Origin of the sequence: Bacillus sp. JNUCC-22, from assembly GCF_018861275.1 — a bacterium.
In the GTDB taxonomy this organism is placed as follows: domain Bacteria; phylum Bacillota; class Bacilli; order Bacillales; family Bacillaceae; genus Bacillus; species Bacillus velezensis.
This window is the reverse complement of the sequence record NZ_CP076408.1, coordinates 2,034,042-2,049,605: the sequence shown is the minus strand read 5'-3', so window position 1 is coordinate 2,049,605 and position 15,564 is coordinate 2,034,042. Positions and strand designations below refer to the sequence as shown.

The following is a 15,564-nucleotide window of genomic DNA, read 5'->3' as shown; positions in this document are numbered from 1 at the left end:
TGATTATCTAGGTTGGGGGTAATATTCAAATGTTTCAAAATAATATGAAACAAAGAATGAATTGGGAAGATTTTTACGGACCGAACCTCGGCTACGCACTGGAGCTGTACGACCAATATGCTGAAGATCCAGACAGCATTGATCCGGATCTGAAAGACATGTTTGACGAACTCGGCGCTCCGCCAAGCCAAATAAAAGAGGCATCGGGTACAAAGGAACAGGGACGCGTCACCGCAGATCTGATTCAAAAGATCGCAGCAGCAGTTAAACTTGCAGAAGATATTCGAACCTATGGCCATCTGAACGCTTCCGTCAATCCGCTCAGAAAGGATCCGAAAAAGAGCGAGCTCTTTCCGTTATCCGAGTACGGGCTTACAGAAGAAGAAATGAAAGCAATACCCGCGTCTGTCATCTGTAAAGACGCACCTGCCAATATAACAAACGGCTTAGAAGCCATCCAGCATTTACGCAATACCTATAAAAGAACCATCTCCTTCGAGTTTGACCATGTGCATGATTTCGAAGAGCGCGCATGGATTACAAAAATGGTCGAATCCGGAGAACTGTTCCGGAAAAATTCACCGGAAAAACTGTCAGCCGTTTTAGAAAGACTGACGGAAGTAGAAGGATTTGAACAATTTTTACACCGGACATTCGTCGGTCAGAAGCGTTTTTCAATTGAGGGATTAGACGCGCTTGTGCCGGTTCTTGACGACATTATCGCCCAGTCTGTGAAAGCGGGCACAACCAATGTCAATATCGGAATGGCGCATAGAGGCCGTTTAAATGTGCTTGCGCATGTGCTCGGCAAACCGTATGAGATTATTTTCTCAGAATTCCAGCACGCGCCGAATAAAGACCTTGTGCCGTCTGAAGGATCGACCGGCATCAGCTACGGCTGGACGGGCGATGTAAAATACCACCTCGGTGCAGACAGACAGCTTCAGGATGCTGAAACCAAAAGCGCGCGGATTACGCTTGCAAATAACCCGAGCCATTTGGAATTCATCAATCCGATTGTTGAAGGAAGCACGCGGGCGGCACAGGAAACAAGAACGCAAAAGGGGTACCCGGTTCAAGACGAAACAAAATCGCTCGCCATTTTAATTCACGGTGACGCAGCGTTTCCGGGAGAAGGCATTGTCGCCGAGACGCTGAACTTAAGCTCTCTGAAAGGCTATCAGGTCGGCGGGGCCATTCATATCATCGCCAATAATATGATCGGCTTTACAACTGAAAGCGATGAATCACGATCCACGAAATATGCCAGTGATTTGGCGAAGGGCTATGAAATTCCGATCGTTCACGTCAACGCGGATGATCCGGAAGCATGCCTGTCAGCCGTTAAATTTGCGGTTGAATACCGGAAGCGGTTCAATAAAGATTTCTTAATCGATTTAATCGGGTACAGACGGTACGGCCACAATGAAATGGATGAGCCGTCAACGACACAGCCGATGCTGTATGACGCCGTCAGAAAACACCCGACTGTCAAGCGGATCTTTGCGGAAAAACTCGTAAGTGAAGGTCTGATCAGCGAGGAAAAAGCGCAAAACATCGAAACGGCAGTGACAAAACGAATTGAAGACGCCTATAAAAAGGTGCCCGCCAAAAAAGAAGACGCCGTACGGGAAATTGAATTGCCGGAACCGGTGTCCAACGGTTTTCCAGACGTTGACACAGCCATTGACTTTGATGTTCTCCGCAAGCTGAACGGCGAACTTATCAACTGGCCGGAATCTTTTAACGTGTTCGGCAAGCTGAAAAGAATCCTGGAAAGACGTGCAAAAGCGTTTGATGATGACCGTAAAGTTGAATGGTCATTGGCTGAATCGCTTGCGTTTGCTTCCATTTTGAAAGACGGCACGCCGATCCGGCTGACCGGACAGGATTCAGAGCGCGGAACGTTCGCTCAAAGAAACCTTGTGCTGCATGACAGCGAAACAGGAGAAGAATTTGTTGCCCTCCATCACTTAGACGACTACGCTGCTTCATTTACGGTGCATAACAGCCCGCTCTCTGAAGGATCGGTTCTCGGCTTTGAATATGGATACAACGTGTATTCGCCTGAAACGCTTGTGATGTGGGAGGCGCAGTACGGGGACTTTGCCAATGCGGCTCAAGTCTATTTTGATCAATTCATATCTGCAGGACGGGCAAAATGGGGACAAAAATCAGGACTGGTCATGCTGCTGCCTCACGGTTACGAAGGGCAGGGCCCTGAACACTCCAGCGGCCGCGTCGAACGGTTCCTGCAGCTGGCGGCGGAAAACAACTGGACGGTGGCCAACCTGACAAGTGCGGCTCAGTATTTCCATATTTTAAGAAGACAAGCGAAAATGCTGCTTCGTGAGGAAATTCGCCCGCTTGTGATCATGACGCCGAAGAGCCTGCTGCGCAACCCGAATACGGTATCTGAAGTGCAGGAACTGAGCGAAAGCCGATTCAAGCCTGTCTATGAGCAGTCCGGTCTTTCCCATGCTTACGAAAAAGTGACTCGCGTCGTATTATCAAGCGGAAAAGTGTCAATTGATATCAGCGATCACTTCAACAAAATGGAAGGCGATAAGGATTGGCTTCATATTGCCAGAATCGAACAGCTGTATCCGTTCCCGGCAAAAGATACGAAGGAGCTTTTCGCCAAACTGCCGAACCTGCAAGAGATCGTTTGGGTTCAGGAAGAGCCGCAGAACATGGGGGCATGGAGTTATATCAGCCCGTATCTGACGGAAATCGCGCCAAAAGGAGTAAATGTCCAATACATCGGCCGAAGAAGACGATCCAGTCCCGCAGAAGGAGATCCGACAGTCCACAAAAAAGAACAGGAACGCATTGTATCTGATAGCTTGACTCGCAAAAACTAAGGGGGAAATGAAAAAATGGCGGAAATTAAGGTACCTGAATTAGCAGAATCAATCTCAGAAGGAACGATAGCCCAATGGTTAAAGCAGCCCGGTGATTATGTAGAACAGGGTGAGTACTTGCTTGAACTGGAGACGGACAAAGTAAATGTTGAATTGACAGCAGAAGAATCGGGTGTTCTAAAAGAGGTATTGAAAGATTCGGGTGATACCGTCCAAGTAGGAGAAATTATCGGTACCATTACAGAAGGCGCTGGCGAAAGTTCTGCACCCGCCCCTTCAGAAAGTGCTCCAGCCAATGAACAAACGAAAGAGGAAGCAAAAGCTGAACCTGCTGCACAAGAAGTCAGCCAGGAAGCACAATCAGAAGCGAAATCCAGAACGATAGCGTCTCCGGCTGCACGCAAGCTGGCAAGGGAAAAAGGAATTGATCTATCACAAATTCCGACGGGAGACCCGCTCGGCCGCGTGCGCAAACAAGATGTGGAAGCTTATGAAAAACCGGCTTCAAAACCTGCGGCACAGCCGAAACAGCAGGCTCCAAAAACACAGCAAAGCTTTGACAAACCTGTCGAAGTGCAAAAAATGTCCCGCCGCAGACAGACGATCGCGAAACGATTGGTTGAAGTGCAGCAGACTTCTGCGATGCTGACTACATTTAACGAAGTTGATATGACGGCCGTTATGAATCTAAGAAAACGCCGTAAAGACCAATTCCTTGAGCAAAACGAAGTAAAACTCGGTTTCATGTCGTTCTTTACAAAAGCCGTCGTGGCTGCATTGAAAAAATTCCCGCTCCTTAACGCTGAAATTCAAGGCGATGAGCTGATCGTGAAAAAATTCTATGACATCGGTATCGCTGTCGCGGCTGAAGAAGGGCTTGTCGTCCCAGTCGTGCGTGACGCTGACCGCCTGACGTTTGCCGGCATTGAAAGAGAGATCGGCGAACTTGCGAAGAAAGCGCGAAACAATAAATTAACATTAGGTGAGCTGCAAGGAGGCTCCTTCACGATCACAAACGGAGGTACATTCGGATCGCTTATGTCAACACCGATCCTAAACAGCCCTCAGGTTGGGATCTTAGGTATGCACAAAATTCAGCTGCGCCCAGTAGCGATTGATGCGGAGCGCTCTGAAAACCGTCCGATGATGTACATCGCTTTATCATACGATCACAGAATTGTAGATGGTAAAGAAGCGGTCGGATTCCTTGTCACCATTAAAAACCTGCTTGAAGATCCGGAACAGCTGTTGCTGGAAGGGTAATTTGAGACAGACAAAAAGTACACTGCCCTTACAAGCAGTGTACTTTTTTTATTGAGAGAAGGGGAGAATTTATATGAAAAGCTGTTATCCGCTTGAGATCGAATTTGAATATAATGAAGAATTGCATTCTATCACTCCGGTTCTTCTGCAAGACGAACATGACACGATATTAATAGACTGCGGATATCCCGGTTTTACAAACCATCTTCAACATGCTGCTGCCCGGCATGGAATGTCGCTTCATTCATTGACAAAAATCATTGTAACGCATCACGACATAGACCATATCGGTTCACTCGCTGCATTACACCGTTTGCACCCGGATGTCAGCGTGACAGTACATGAGCGTGAAGCGCCGTATATTGACGGCTCTAAAAAATCTTTACGGCTTGAGCAGGCTGAATCAACGTTTTGCTCATTGCCAGAGGATGCAAAGCCTTATGCAAAACAGTTCATCCGCTCGCTTCAATCAGTCGAATCGGCTCCAGTTCACCGGACAGTTACTGACGGCGAGCTGCTGCCTTGGTGCGGAGGCATTCGCGTTGTAGCCACGCCGGGTCATACACCCGGCCATATCAGTCTTTATCTGCCTGCCGAAAAAACAATGGTCACAGGTGATGCGGTCGTCATTGAAGACGGAAAGCTGAACCTTGCTAATCCCGGCTATACGTTACATATGGATGATGCGGTCCGTTCTGTGCAGCGGCTGCTCGATTATGATATCCGCCAATTGATTTGTTATCATGGAGGTTTATTTCAGGGGGATGTAAAAAAAGCGCTTTTGCGTCTGTTTCGTGATCTGCAGAATAAACAAGGATAGGAGCGGCAGCAGCCTATCCTTGTTCAGTTATGAAAACGGAATCTTTGCCGTTTCTTCTTCTTCGGCGCTGTTTTTCTCTTTTTTCTTAGACCAGTAGGTGGCAAGAACAGACCCCGACAGATTGTGCCATATGCTGAAAATTGCGCTCGGCACGGCTGACAAAGGGGAGAAATGCGCTGTCGCAAGCGCTGCGCCCAGTCCGGAGTTTTGCATTCCGACTTCGATCGCAATCGCTTTTTGTGAAGCATAATCCATTTTGAACAGCTTTGCAGTCAGGAATCCTAACAAATATCCGATTCCGTTATGTAAGATGACGACAGACACAATCAGCAGTCCTGATTGAAGCAGATGCTCACGATTTACGCTGACGACAGAGGATACAATCGCTACGATGCCGATTACCGACACGAGAGGAAGCGCGTGCACGGCTTGTCCGACCTGTTTTTTGAAGAACAGCTTCACAATCACCCCGAGGACGATCGGCAAAAGCACGGCTTGCATAATGGAAACAAACAGTGAGCCGAAAGAAACGGGGAGCCACTCTTTCGCAAACAGCATAATAAGTGCCGGCGTTACAATAGGAGCAAGCAATGTTGAGATCGTGGTGACCGCAACAGAAAGCGCCGTATTGCCTTTCGCCAAAAACGTCATGACGTTTGATGCCGTACCGCCCGGACAGCATCCGACCAGAATGACGCCCGCGGCGATTTCTGCGGGGAGGCGGAGCCCGATTGATAAACAGAAAGCCGTAAGCGGCATAATCGTAAACTGGGCAGCGACTCCGATCACGACATGCCAAGGCTTTCTGATTAATTCTTTAAAATCGTCTGCTTGAAGAGTAAGCCCCATCCCAAACATAATAATACCAAGGAAAATCGTCATATAAGAACTGATCCAAGAAAACAAATCAGGGCAGGCGAATCCTAAACCGGCAAAGACGATAACCCACAAGCCAAAGGTTTGGCCCGCAAACCTGCTTATTTTTTTCAGCCATTCCATAAACACAGCTCCTTTTACATTCAATCAATCAGTCAGAAAATATGACTGACTTTTCTGTATTCCATTATAAATAATTTTCTGAATAATTCAATATTAAATATAAGTTTTCAATAAAATTATTATGTAAACTAACATCTTCTTGACTATTCAGACATATATTCTTACAATTGATTTTTATACTGAAATGAATTGGGAGTGCTGAAGTGAAAGAAGCTAATCAATGGTCATCTAAGCTGGGATTTATTTTAGCTACGGCCGGCTCTGCAATCGGGCTCGGCGCAATATGGAAGTTCCCTTACGTAGCGGGAACCAGCGGAGGCGGCGCTTTTCTGCTTGTTTTTATTTTATTTACTGTTTTAATCGGACTGCCGCTTTTGCTTGCTGAATTTATTATCGGCAGAAAAACACAAAAAAACGCCGTTGAATCCTATAAGGCGCTCGCGCCGGGGAAAAAGTGGCACTGGATCGGATATCTCGGAATCATTACGTGTTTTATTCTATTATCCTTCTACAGCGTAGTGGGGGGATGGATATTAATCTACATTATAAAAGGCTTTACAGGCGGCTTATCGCTTTCTTCGGGATTTGATACGTTATTTATCGATACCATTTCAAATCCTTATGCAGCCGTTTTCGGCCAGCTGCTGTTTATCGTGCTGACGATTTTAGTTGTGGCAAAAGGGGTGAGCAGCGGAATCGAAAAGGTAAGCCAGGTGCTGATGCCGGCTCTGTTTATTCTGTTTATTCTCTTAATGATCCGCTCCGTTACGCTGCATGATGCAGCAAAAGGATTAAAATTCTTTTTTATGCCTGATTTTGGCGCGATGGATGCCAATACCATTTTATATGCGATGGGACAATCATTTTTCTCGTTAAGCGTCGGAGTGTCCGTAATGGTTACATACAGCGCATATTTAGAAAAAGAAGAAAATATTGTTCAATCCGCCGTATCGGTGACGGTATTAAATGTCCTTGTTGCTGTGATGGCGGGAGTTGCGATTTTTCCGGCGGTGTTTGCATTCGGCCTCAAGCCGGATCAAGGCCCGCAGCTTTTATTTAACGTGCTGCCGACCGTCTTTAACCAAATGCCGTTGGGCATCGTGTTTTTACTCGCCTTTTTGCTGCTGTTTTTATTTGCGACGCTGACATCGGCTTTTTCAATGCTTGAAATTTTAGTTGCTGTTTTGTCAAAAGGCGATTCGGCAAAACGGAAGCGGTATGCATGGATCGGGGGACTTGCTATATTTATTGTCGGGGTCCCTTCGGGGCTGTCGTACGGAATTTTGAGTGATGTTTCTATTTTTCACCGCAGTATTTTTGACGCTGCGGATTTTCTGGTCAGCAATGTCTTAATGCCGCTGGGCGCGCTTTTAATTGCCGTTTTCGTACCGCTGAAAATTCCGAAACAGATGCTGTTTGACGAACTGAAAAGCGGTTCCGGTATAAAACGAAAATGGTTTGCAGTCTGGCTCCTATTAATCCGTTATGTGGCTCCTGTAGCCATTATTATCGTTTTTCTGCACGTCCTTGGTATTTTTTAAACCAAAAGAAGCAGGCCCCCGTTCAAGACGGGGGCTTTTTTAATAAAGCGGCCATATCACGCGGTGCGCTTGCTCGAACCGTTTCTCCGCCTCCCGCCAATCAACGACATTCCACCATTGATCCACGTAAGCCGCTCGGTCGTTTTTATATTGTAAGTAATAAGCGTGTTCCCACACATCCAGCGGAAGCAAAGGAATGACGTCCCACTGGCTGTAGAGCTGATGCTTCTCAGCGGCCAAAATCTCCAGCCGCCCGGCGCGCGGCGCCCAGACTAGGATAGCCCAGCCGACTCCTTCGACTTTTTTCGCCGCTTGAGAAAATTGCTCTTTAAAAGCGGAGTAGCTTCCGAATGACACATCAATCATTTGAAAGAGCGCCCCCGTCGGCCGTCTTTTTCCGTTTGGATTCATCGAAAACCAGAAAATACTGTGCAAATAATGACCCGCGCCGTGAAACGCCAATTGCCGCCCCCAATGCGCCACTAAGTCGTACTGTTTCGTCTGTCTCGCTTTTTTGAGCTCCAGTTCTGCTTTATTCAGACCGTCAACATAGCTCTGATGGTGTTTTGTATGGTGAAGTTTCATAATCTCTCTTGAAATATACGGTTCCAGTGCGGAATAACTGTAAGGCAGTTTAGGGAGGACATGCTTGCCGATCGGCACATAAGCTCTGCGCTCATCCGGCTCTTCGGGTTCAGTAATGTCCCGGTAAAGTGCTGATGCCTGTTCGTACCATTCCGCCTCCGTTAATCCATCATCCTGAAGGGTGTGAAAAATCCGGTCGATTTGTGCCGCGAAGCGATCGAACCGACCTTGCTGAATAACTTGTTCCTTCAAGGTTTCACACCAATTCAGCATTTCGGTTTGATAAGCGTGCCGTTTCATTTTTCTTCCTCCTTTTCACTCATTTTCATAAAAGTGCTGAGCGCAAGCAAAGAAAACACATACGGGTAGCTGTGATACCTGATGTAAAACTGCTTCGGCAGGCCGATTCCGGTCGGATAGCTGAAAGCGGCTCCTTCGTAATGCCGGTTTTCAATAAGAAAAGATATGCCTTTTGTGACGGCTTGATGATGAGTTTTTTCGTATTGCAGCAAAGCTTCGGCCGCCCAAGCCGTCTGGACAAGCGTCCCGTAAGAAAGCGGAACATAGGTTTTCTCTTCTGCGCTTTTACAGGATTCCCCCCAGCTTCCGTCCTCGTTTTGAATGGACTTCAGCCAGCGGATCGCTTTTTTCACGGCCGGGTGGTTTTGGCTCACGCCGCAAGCCTTCATCCCTGTCAGCGCTGCCCATGTGCCGTAAATATAGCAGACACCCCATCTGCCGTACCACGAACCGTCCTCTTCTTGATGGCGGATCAGCCATTGGACGGCCTTTTCAATCTGAGGGTGATCAGAAGAAAGCCCCGCTTCTCCTAAACAGTGCAGCACCCGTCCGGTTAAGTCGCTTGTTGAGGGATCGATGGCAGCTTCCTCAGCCGATTCCAGCGGCAACAGGCGGACCAGCGGATGATTGACATTTTTCTCAAAAGCAGAGAAGCCGCCGTCACTGTTTTGCATGGACAAAAGCCAGCTCAGTCCGCGTTCCCATGAGGCGGGATAAAGTTTTCGCGGAATGGCTTTGAGCACTGCGGCTGTGTCATCACAATCAGGATTATTTGTATTGATGTTTGAAAAACCCCATCCTCCCGGTTCAGCATGCGGGTTGTGAACGGCCCAATCAGCGACTTTCGTCTGCTGCCGTTCACGCAGAAACCGGGCGGCGCTGGTTATCATCTGATCGTTATCTGAGATGCCGCTTTTCATAAGCGCATAGTTGAGAAGCGCCGTATCCCAAACGGTCGACGTTGAATTTTCCAGGTACGGTATATCGCCGCAAGACGTGAGCAAAGCTTTCGTGCCGGCAAGTGCTTTTCTGATAACGGGGGAGTGGCGCGATACACCGAGAGCGAGCAGGCCGTACACCATAAAAATAGTGGCGCTCGCATAGCTGTATAATGTGCCGTCTTCTTCAATCCGGTCAAGCATATACGTTTTGGCCGTACGCAGACCGAGCTGGTGAAAAGCGGCAGGAATCTGCAAAAGCCGCTTCCAGTGCGCGAAAAGAGAAGAGAGGTCTCTGTTCTCATCCTGATCGGAACGAAGCCATGTAAACGGATTTTTAGTCATATGCCGATCTAAATGCGCGAGAGACGGAACGTTGGGATTTTTCAGCGAAAATCTTTTGTTAAGCGTCACGGCCATCGGTACAAAATGAATACGGGCGTATGTACTGAACTGGTAAAAATGCAGCGGGAAGGATGGGGGAATAACTAAGAAAAATAATGGCAGATGCAGCGCGGGCCATGGATAAAGGCCGTTTGCCGCAAGCATCCACTTTGTCATGAAGTGTACGTTGCGCAAGCCGCCATTTGAGATGATAAAGCGTTCGGCCTGAATCATATGCGCCTCAGAACGGCTATATAAACCGGAAGCCAGCAAGCCGGCATAGCCCTGTACAGTGGCGGTCACATTTCCTTTCCGGTCATCAGGATAGTTGGCAAAAGTTCCGTCCGGGCGCTGTTTAGAGCGAATGCCTTCTGCAAGCTCAGCGATCAGTTCTTTATCATTGTCTCCAAGAGAAGTGAGAAGGAGGATCAGAAAGGCGTTTGTCAAAATCGGTCCTTCAAAACAAAATGACCATGAGCCGTCCGCATTTTGCGTTTCTCTTAATAGAGAGATGGTTTTCTTTTGGCGGCTTCTGACGTTTTCATGAATTGTGCTCACACTCGCTCAACTCCTTCAGAAGCATATATATTCATATGTAAAAGGCGGCATGACAAAAGAAAGAAACTGCTGACAGGCAGCAGTTTCTTGTTTGATTTAATCTTCCAGATTGATCCAGACGCTTTTCACTTCTGTATAATTATTCAGCGCGTAAGAGCCCATTTCCCGCCCGAGGCCGGACTGCTTATAGCCTCCGAAAGGAGATGCCGCATCGAAAACATTGTAGCAGTTGACCCAAACGGTGCCGGCTTGGAGACGGTCAGCAATGTAATGGGCGTTTTTCACATTCTCAGTCCAAAGTCCGGCTGCAAGGCCGTATTCCGAGCGGTTCGCCCTCTCAATGACTTCATCTACCGTATCATACGGAATGGCGGCTAAAACAGGGCCGAAAATTTCTTCTTTTGCGATGGTCATGTTGTCATCCACATCCGCAAATACAGTCGGGGAGACAAAATACCCTTCTTCAAACGGGCAGCTGCCGCCCGCGACAGCTTTGGCTCCTTCCGCTTTTCCTTTTTCAATATATGAAAGCACGCGCTCATGCTGTTCCTGACTGACGAGCGGGCCGATTTGTGTATCTTGGTGAAGGCCGGCGCCTTGCTGAAGCGATTTCGCATATGAAACCATTTCGCTGACGACCTCATCATATTTGTCTTTGTGAATGAAGACACGGGAGCCTGCGCAGCATACCTGCCCCTGATTAAACATGACCCCGTTTAAAGCGCCGGGAATGGCTTTCTTCAAATTGGCGTCAGGCAAAATGATGTTAGGTGACTTTCCGCCAAGCTCCAGTGTCACGCGTTTAATTTTTTTTGCGGCTTTTTCCATGATTTTTTTGCCGATTTCTGTAGAGCCGGTAAAAGCGAGTTTATCGACATCGTCATGGTTGGTCAGCGCTTCCCCGGCCGTCTCGCCGAACCCTGGGACAATATTGATGACGCCGTCAGGGAAGCCCGCCTGATCTATTAATTCCGCTAAATAGAGGGCGGTCAGCGGTGTCTGTTCCGCCGGTTTCAAAACGATTGTGCAGCCTGTGGCAAGGGCGGCGCCCATTTTCCACATCGCCATAAGGAGCGGGAAGTTCCAAGGGATGATCTGCCCCACGACGCCGACAGGCTCATGGCGGGTGTAATTAAAATATGAGCCGGCGACCGGAATCGTTTGTCCGGTTATCTTTGTAGACCATCCGGCATAATAACGCATATGCTCAATTGCAAGCGGGATATCCCCATTCGTCGTTTCATTAATCGGTTTTCCGTTATCAAGTGTTTCAAGCTGCGCGAGTTCCGTTTTGTGCTCTTCCATTAAATCGGCAAGCTTATACATCAGCCTGCTTCTGGAAGCGGCCGGCATAGTGCGCCATTCGCCGTGATCAAAGGCTTTGCGTGCCGCTTTCACTGCACTGTCAATGTCTTCTGTCTGTGCCTCGTAAAGCGTCATCAGCGTTTCTCCGGTTGCCGGATTCGGTGTGACAAATGTTGATCCTGAAGCGCTCGGAACAAATTTTCCGTCAATATAAAGTTTCTTCGTGCCCTGTAAAAATGTTTCCAGCCTTTTTGTGATCTGCATCGTTAAAGAACTCATTCGTAACAAACCTCCCGAAATTTTTTTATGGTCTGTTTTGAGCATCTTGATGTCCGCGCAAAGTAAGCGCATACAGTCATTCTATAATAACAGCCCCGGTAAAATCAATTGATAACCGTTATTGCAATTCACAAGAAAAAACGGCTACAATAAGCTTATCGATTAAGAAAAGGAGTTTTATAAATGATTCATAATAATTGGCAGACAAAAGAAAGCGTCAAAAAGGTCAAATGCGTACATACAGATGCGAAAAAATACATTGTCAAAAATGTGCTGACGCCGGGTAAAGAGTATGAAGTCAAAAATGAAACAGAAGAATTCATTTTTGTTGCAGACAATACAAACAAAGTCGGAGGCTTCTACAAAGAGTATTTTGAAGAAGTTTAAAGCTGAATGAATTTATTTTGCCTGAGCCATACTAAAAAAGACTACATATAAAGGGTGGCTGCAAAATGAAAAAAACAGAGCAAGACAAACAAAATAAAACATCAGATCATCTTCAGCAAGTGCAACCTGAAGAAGGCACCGACACGACGATGGAACAAATTTCAGATACCTATAAAGAAGGAACAATTGAAGATACCGATCGTTGATGTTTTGTTGAAACCGCGGCATTGGAGAAGCCGCGGTTTTTTATGGCGGAAATAAAAAACTGACTTTTCAAAAAAAACACCGTTTTCTTGAAACCTTTTCTTTCGCTGAACCGTACTACTTCATAACAGCGGCACCTTTCGCGAAGGGCTTTTTTGATGAACGTTCTAAAAATGTAATCTGTTCGTAATGGTTTAAATGCCGTCTATGTCGTATTCTTATATAGGGATAAAGAACTTATTTTTTTATGATTGTAATAAAACAATAGTATAGAAGCAGAAAGTGGGGTTCTTCATTGGGAATTTTTTCTGTCAGCAGATCAACCGACACAAAAAAGCTGGAGGCTTTGCTCGTTGAGGGAGAACGGATCGAAACGATTTATAAACTGCGGGTTGACCAAATATGCTTTACGAATAAACGAGTGATTTTCTTTGATAATAAAATGTTCTCCAAAAAGAAAGTGCGCGTATTTCTTCCATATAAAACAATTGAAAGCTTCGCCATTCAAGAAGCGGGGATGTTTGATCCAGATACCGGGCTTGTATTAATGACAAGGGGAAAAACTTTCGAATTGGAATTTGCAAAAGAAACGGACTTGACTGAGGTTCAAGCCATCTTAACAAAATACTTATGCAGTTAAATATCACATAAAAGCCATCCGAATGCATGCGGATGGCCTTTTTATTATATAATGCTTGTTTTTCCGGAGTTCGAATCAATGAGATCCGGATCAGCAATAGAACTGATGGGGATATAAATCGGCGCCAAATCACCATTTTCTTCACCGAATCCGTAGTTGATCTTATTGGATAAAAAATAATCGATTTGCTGATACGGGCCGATCGTAATGGAAGAACCGCGGTCGACTGCATTTACTTTAAAGCCTCCTACATTTACCAAAACCGGCGAAAACATCATAATGGGCCTCCTTTTCCGGCAGGGATTTTATCGCATGCAGACTCAAAGGTAGATGGAGAATCAATTTGATCCCGGTCATCCACTTTGCCGTTCGTGCCGATGAAGCCGCTTGCATCTCCGAAGTTCTGTCCGTATCCCTGATTCTTTTTATCAGAATTCTGCCATTCCGCCAGTAAATTTTGTCCGACATTCACCGCTGAAGCATTTTCAAAGGAATTAATTTTCAACATGAAAATATTAATATTGATATATGGAGTTGGTTGAACCACAGGCAAACCTCCTTTAATACAGGTGTATGCCGGCTGTTATGACCGTATGCTTAGACAGGGGGCGATAAAAATGGATTTCGATAAGATGAAGCAATGGATGGAAATGGCGCAAAACATGTCCGGCGGCGACTTTTGGAAAAACGTTTTTGATGATGAACAACTGAAATCATTTCAAAACGGCCATTCTCATTTTCCCTTTCAACAGGGAGATGGGCAAATGAGAAGAAATGAGGATGCTTTTCCTCTTATAGATATTGTGGAAACCCATGATGAGCTCCAATTTTTACTGTATCTGCCCGGCTACCGGAAACAAGATGTTCAGCTGCTGTCCTACGGAGAATATATCGTCGTAAAAGGCACGAGAAAATCCTTTTTTAATGAACAGGATTTTAAACAGAAGACCGGAAAATACGGCGATTTTGAAAAAAAACTCGACCTTCCGCATTCCGCTCAGGGAACAAAGGGAATGCAGGCGGTATTCAAAGACGGGATTTTATATATATCGATTGCTAAACATCTGGGGGATGCAAGCCAGATCATTATCGAAGGCTGATCTTGTTTGCTGTGCCATCTATCAGATCTGAATCATCGATACTCATGATAGGGATGACGACAACGGTGCAATCACCGTTTTGTTCACCGTACCCTTCATTTCTTTTATTGGCTACTGTGTTTCTCACCATAACGGAAGAGCCGGTGTTAAAAGCTGCTCCGCCGCTGATTCCGTTCATTTTTATATACTCAAAATTGATAACGGATGGAAAAAACATCATGATTCGCCTCCTTTTTGTATATCATGTTTATATATTCGCAATGCGGGACGCATAGAACTTTCCAAGAGTGACGGGGAAAGAAGTGATTTTCTTTGAAAAAAATAATGAAAGAGATTTTCAAAAAAGTGTGTGAAGAAGAATTAGACCGGCTTAAGAAAGTGGAACAACAGCTTGATGAGCTTCAGGATAAGTGTCATTTTGAGCCGCAGACGGTTGAAGGGGAAAAAACATATGTCCATATTGAGCACGTCAAAGTGGACAAGGTTGAATACAATATTGATTTTGAAAAGCTGAGTATAGAAGAGCTGAGCGGTATGCTGAATATCGGCGCCACTTACCATACACCGGCGCACAGGCTCAAACAAGCCTGCGCTGAAGAATTTCGGGACGACCCGCAAAATGATGCTGCGAAAGAAAAAAGACAGACAAAGCAGCAGACACCCAATGTCACCATCAGGGGGAGAAACCATTGACCCCGTTGTTTCAGCCTCCTTTTTCGAGGGTATGTATTAACAGATGCAGCGAAGAACACAGACGAAAAAGGAGATGATGAATATGTCATTATCAAAAGTACAGCAGGACAGCCTTTATCATAAATTAATCGATTTAAAGGAAAGTCTTCAGGGAGAATCAAAAGAAAATCATTCAATGAGCGAAGACACAGGAGAACTGTCGAACGGAGTAGATAATCACTTAGCTGATCACGGAAGCATTTATTTGGACAGGGTCACGAATCAAACGCTGGACGGTGTCGATCAGAATCTTTTAGATGAGGTGAACGCCGCGCTTGAACGAATGGATAAAGGAACATACGGGATTTGCGAGAAAACGGGAAAAGAAATTCCTTATGAAAGACTTGAAGCCGTGCCGTACGCCAGAATGACCGTCGAAGCGCAGCGAGAAACAGAAGGGGATGTGAAAACAGACGCTCCGTCATATGAAAGGGAATTTCACGAGCAGGTGAAAGACCTCTCAAATAAAGAAACCGTTGATCAAAAAAGCTCACAAACTTACGAAATCCTGGATCGCGAGCAGGATTCACAATAATAGCAGCAGGTACATTCATATGTACCTGTTTTTTTATTCCATAAAAAATCTCAAAATCGAAATAAAATCATTGACTTTATATAAAAAAGAAAGTAACATACTATTTGTAAGTAAATATTAAAAGATTACC

Annotated in this window: 17 protein-coding genes; 10 read left to right on the top strand and 7 right to left on the bottom strand. The window is 45.9% G+C overall.

Translation table 11 applies throughout. From position 1 onward, the window contains the following. The first annotated feature begins 29 nt into the window (after positions 1-29). The 3 genes from sucA (at position 30) to JNUCC22_RS09675 (ending at position 4,947) form a co-directional block, all read left to right on the top strand. Positions 30-2,864 (top strand): 2-oxoglutarate dehydrogenase E1 component, encoded by a 2,835-nt coding sequence (gene sucA / locus JNUCC22_RS09685; protein WP_216061667.1) that lies wholly within the window; start codon positions 30-32, stop codon positions 2,862-2,864. 15 nt (positions 2,865-2,879) lie between these two features. Then, positions 2,880-4,127, top strand: coding sequence for a 2-oxoglutarate dehydrogenase complex dihydrolipoyllysine-residue succinyltransferase (gene odhB, locus JNUCC22_RS09680; RefSeq protein ID WP_132107280.1), 1,248 nt, complete (start codon positions 2,880-2,882; stop codon positions 4,125-4,127). Between the two features lie 73 nt (positions 4,128-4,200). Beyond that, positions 4,201-4,947 (top strand): MBL fold metallo-hydrolase, encoded by a 747-nt coding sequence (locus JNUCC22_RS09675; protein ID WP_136396438.1) that lies wholly within the window; start codon positions 4,201-4,203, stop codon positions 4,945-4,947. A 27-nt stretch (positions 4,948-4,974) separates the two neighbouring features. Here JNUCC22_RS09675 and JNUCC22_RS09670 read toward each other — a convergent pair whose 3' ends face one another. Beyond that, the gene (locus tag JNUCC22_RS09670) at positions 4,975-5,946 is read right to left on the bottom strand and encodes a bile acid:sodium symporter family transporter (protein WP_007407974.1); all 972 of its coding nucleotides are present in this window, start codon (positions 5,944-5,946) and stop codon (positions 4,975-4,977) included. Between the two features lie 203 nt (positions 5,947-6,149). Between JNUCC22_RS09670 and JNUCC22_RS09665 the strand changes: the two genes are divergently transcribed. Further along, positions 6,150-7,487 (top strand): sodium-dependent transporter, encoded by a 1,338-nt coding sequence (locus JNUCC22_RS09665; RefSeq protein WP_216061666.1) that lies wholly within the window; start codon positions 6,150-6,152, stop codon positions 7,485-7,487. 39 nt (positions 7,488-7,526) lie between these two features. On the opposite strand, the gene JNUCC22_RS09660 is transcribed toward JNUCC22_RS09665, so the two are convergent. The 3 genes from JNUCC22_RS09660 to JNUCC22_RS09650 all read right to left on the bottom strand — a co-directional run bounded on the left by JNUCC22_RS09660 (position 7,527) and on the right by JNUCC22_RS09650 (position 11,836). Continuing rightward, positions 7,527-8,372, bottom strand: a complete 846-nt coding sequence (locus JNUCC22_RS09660; RefSeq protein ID WP_007407976.1) for a superoxide dismutase — start codon at positions 8,370-8,372, stop codon at positions 7,527-7,529. Further along, complete coding sequence (locus JNUCC22_RS09655; RefSeq protein ID WP_216061665.1) at positions 8,369-10,252, bottom strand: terpene cyclase/mutase family protein; 1,884 nt, start codon at positions 10,250-10,252, stop codon at positions 8,369-8,371. The genes JNUCC22_RS09660 and JNUCC22_RS09655 overlap by 4 nt, the downstream gene beginning before the upstream one ends. Positions 10,253-10,348: 96 nt before the next feature. Next, on the bottom strand, positions 10,349-11,836 hold the full coding sequence (locus tag JNUCC22_RS09650; protein ID WP_216061664.1) for an aldehyde dehydrogenase family protein: 1,488 nt from the start codon (positions 11,834-11,836) through the stop codon (positions 10,349-10,351). Positions 11,837-12,019: 183 nt separating this feature from the next. Between JNUCC22_RS09650 and JNUCC22_RS09645 the strand changes: the two genes are divergently transcribed. From JNUCC22_RS09645 to JNUCC22_RS09635, 3 genes are all read left to right on the top strand, one after another. Beyond that, on the top strand, positions 12,020-12,223 hold the full coding sequence (locus JNUCC22_RS09645) for a DUF6501 family protein (protein WP_003153779.1): 204 nt from the start codon (positions 12,020-12,022) through the stop codon (positions 12,221-12,223). Between the two features lie 65 nt (positions 12,224-12,288). Then, the gene (locus JNUCC22_RS09640; RefSeq protein WP_216061663.1) at positions 12,289-12,429 is read left to right on the top strand and encodes a DUF4025 domain-containing protein; all 141 of its coding nucleotides are present in this window, start codon (positions 12,289-12,291) and stop codon (positions 12,427-12,429) included. A gap of 293 nt (positions 12,430-12,722) precedes the next feature. After that, a complete protein-coding gene (locus tag JNUCC22_RS09635; protein ID WP_003153783.1) occupies positions 12,723-13,067 on the top strand; it encodes a PH domain-containing protein in 345 nt (114 codons plus the stop codon). Between the two features lie 44 nt (positions 13,068-13,111). Here JNUCC22_RS09635 and JNUCC22_RS09630 read toward each other — a convergent pair whose 3' ends face one another. Then, positions 13,112-13,345: a hypothetical protein gene (locus JNUCC22_RS09630; RefSeq protein WP_003153785.1), complete on the bottom strand. Its 234-nt coding sequence runs from the start codon at positions 13,343-13,345 to the stop codon at positions 13,112-13,114. Continuing rightward, positions 13,342-13,614, bottom strand: a complete 273-nt coding sequence (locus JNUCC22_RS09625) for a hypothetical protein (protein WP_003153786.1) — start codon at positions 13,612-13,614, stop codon at positions 13,342-13,344. The genes JNUCC22_RS09630 and JNUCC22_RS09625 overlap by 4 nt, the downstream gene beginning before the upstream one ends. Before the next feature lie 70 nt (positions 13,615-13,684). On the opposite strand from JNUCC22_RS09625, the gene JNUCC22_RS09620 reads away from it, so the two are divergent. Beyond that, a complete protein-coding gene (locus JNUCC22_RS09620) occupies positions 13,685-14,167 on the top strand; it encodes an Hsp20/alpha crystallin family protein (RefSeq protein WP_003153787.1) in 483 nt (160 codons plus the stop codon). Here JNUCC22_RS09620 and JNUCC22_RS09615 read toward each other — a convergent pair. After that, complete coding sequence (locus JNUCC22_RS09615) at positions 14,154-14,387, bottom strand: hypothetical protein (protein ID WP_061046685.1); 234 nt, start codon at positions 14,385-14,387, stop codon at positions 14,154-14,156. The genes JNUCC22_RS09620 and JNUCC22_RS09615 overlap by 14 nt on opposite strands. A gap of 92 nt (positions 14,388-14,479) precedes the next feature. Here JNUCC22_RS09615 and gerPC point away from each other — a divergent pair, with 92 nt between their 5' ends. After that, entirely contained in the window at positions 14,480-14,860 is a 381-nt protein-coding gene (gerPC, locus tag JNUCC22_RS09610) for a spore germination protein GerPC (protein WP_061046686.1), read from the top strand. 82 nt (positions 14,861-14,942) lie between these two features. After that, the gene (locus tag JNUCC22_RS09605) at positions 14,943-15,434 is read left to right on the top strand and encodes a TraR/DksA family transcriptional regulator (RefSeq protein WP_025284851.1); all 492 of its coding nucleotides are present in this window, start codon (positions 14,943-14,945) and stop codon (positions 15,432-15,434) included. The last annotated feature ends 130 nt before the right edge of the window (positions 15,435-15,564 follow it).

Coding starts and splice junctions, on each gene's coding strand:
- JNUCC22_RS09615 (WP_061046685.1), bottom strand. CDS start 14,387: ATGATGTTTTTTCCATCCGTTATCAATTTTGAGTATATAAAAATGAAC.
- JNUCC22_RS09620 (WP_003153787.1), top strand. CDS start 13,685: ATGGATTTCGATAAGATGAAGCAATGGATGGAAATGGCGCAAAACATG.
- JNUCC22_RS09650 (WP_216061664.1), bottom strand. CDS start 11,836: ATGAGTTCTTTAACGATGCAGATCACAAAAAGGCTGGAAACATTTTTA.
- sucA (WP_216061667.1), top strand. CDS start 30: ATGTTTCAAAATAATATGAAACAAAGAATGAATTGGGAAGATTTTTAC.
- JNUCC22_RS09670 (WP_007407974.1), bottom strand. CDS start 5,946: ATGGAATGGCTGAAAAAAATAAGCAGGTTTGCGGGCCAAACCTTTGGC.
- JNUCC22_RS09675 (WP_136396438.1), top strand. CDS start 4,201: ATGAAAAGCTGTTATCCGCTTGAGATCGAATTTGAATATAATGAAGAA.
- JNUCC22_RS09645 (WP_003153779.1), top strand. CDS start 12,020: ATGATTCATAATAATTGGCAGACAAAAGAAAGCGTCAAAAAGGTCAAA.
- JNUCC22_RS09660 (WP_007407976.1), bottom strand. CDS start 8,372: ATGAAACGGCACGCTTATCAAACCGAAATGCTGAATTGGTGTGAAACC.
- JNUCC22_RS09630 (WP_003153785.1), bottom strand. CDS start 13,345: ATGATGTTTTCGCCGGTTTTGGTAAATGTAGGAGGCTTTAAAGTAAAT.
- odhB (WP_132107280.1), top strand. CDS start 2,880: ATGGCGGAAATTAAGGTACCTGAATTAGCAGAATCAATCTCAGAAGGA.
- JNUCC22_RS09605 (WP_025284851.1), top strand. CDS start 14,943: ATGTCATTATCAAAAGTACAGCAGGACAGCCTTTATCATAAATTAATC.
- JNUCC22_RS09640 (WP_216061663.1), top strand. CDS start 12,289: ATGAAAAAAACAGAGCAAGACAAACAAAATAAAACATCAGATCATCTT.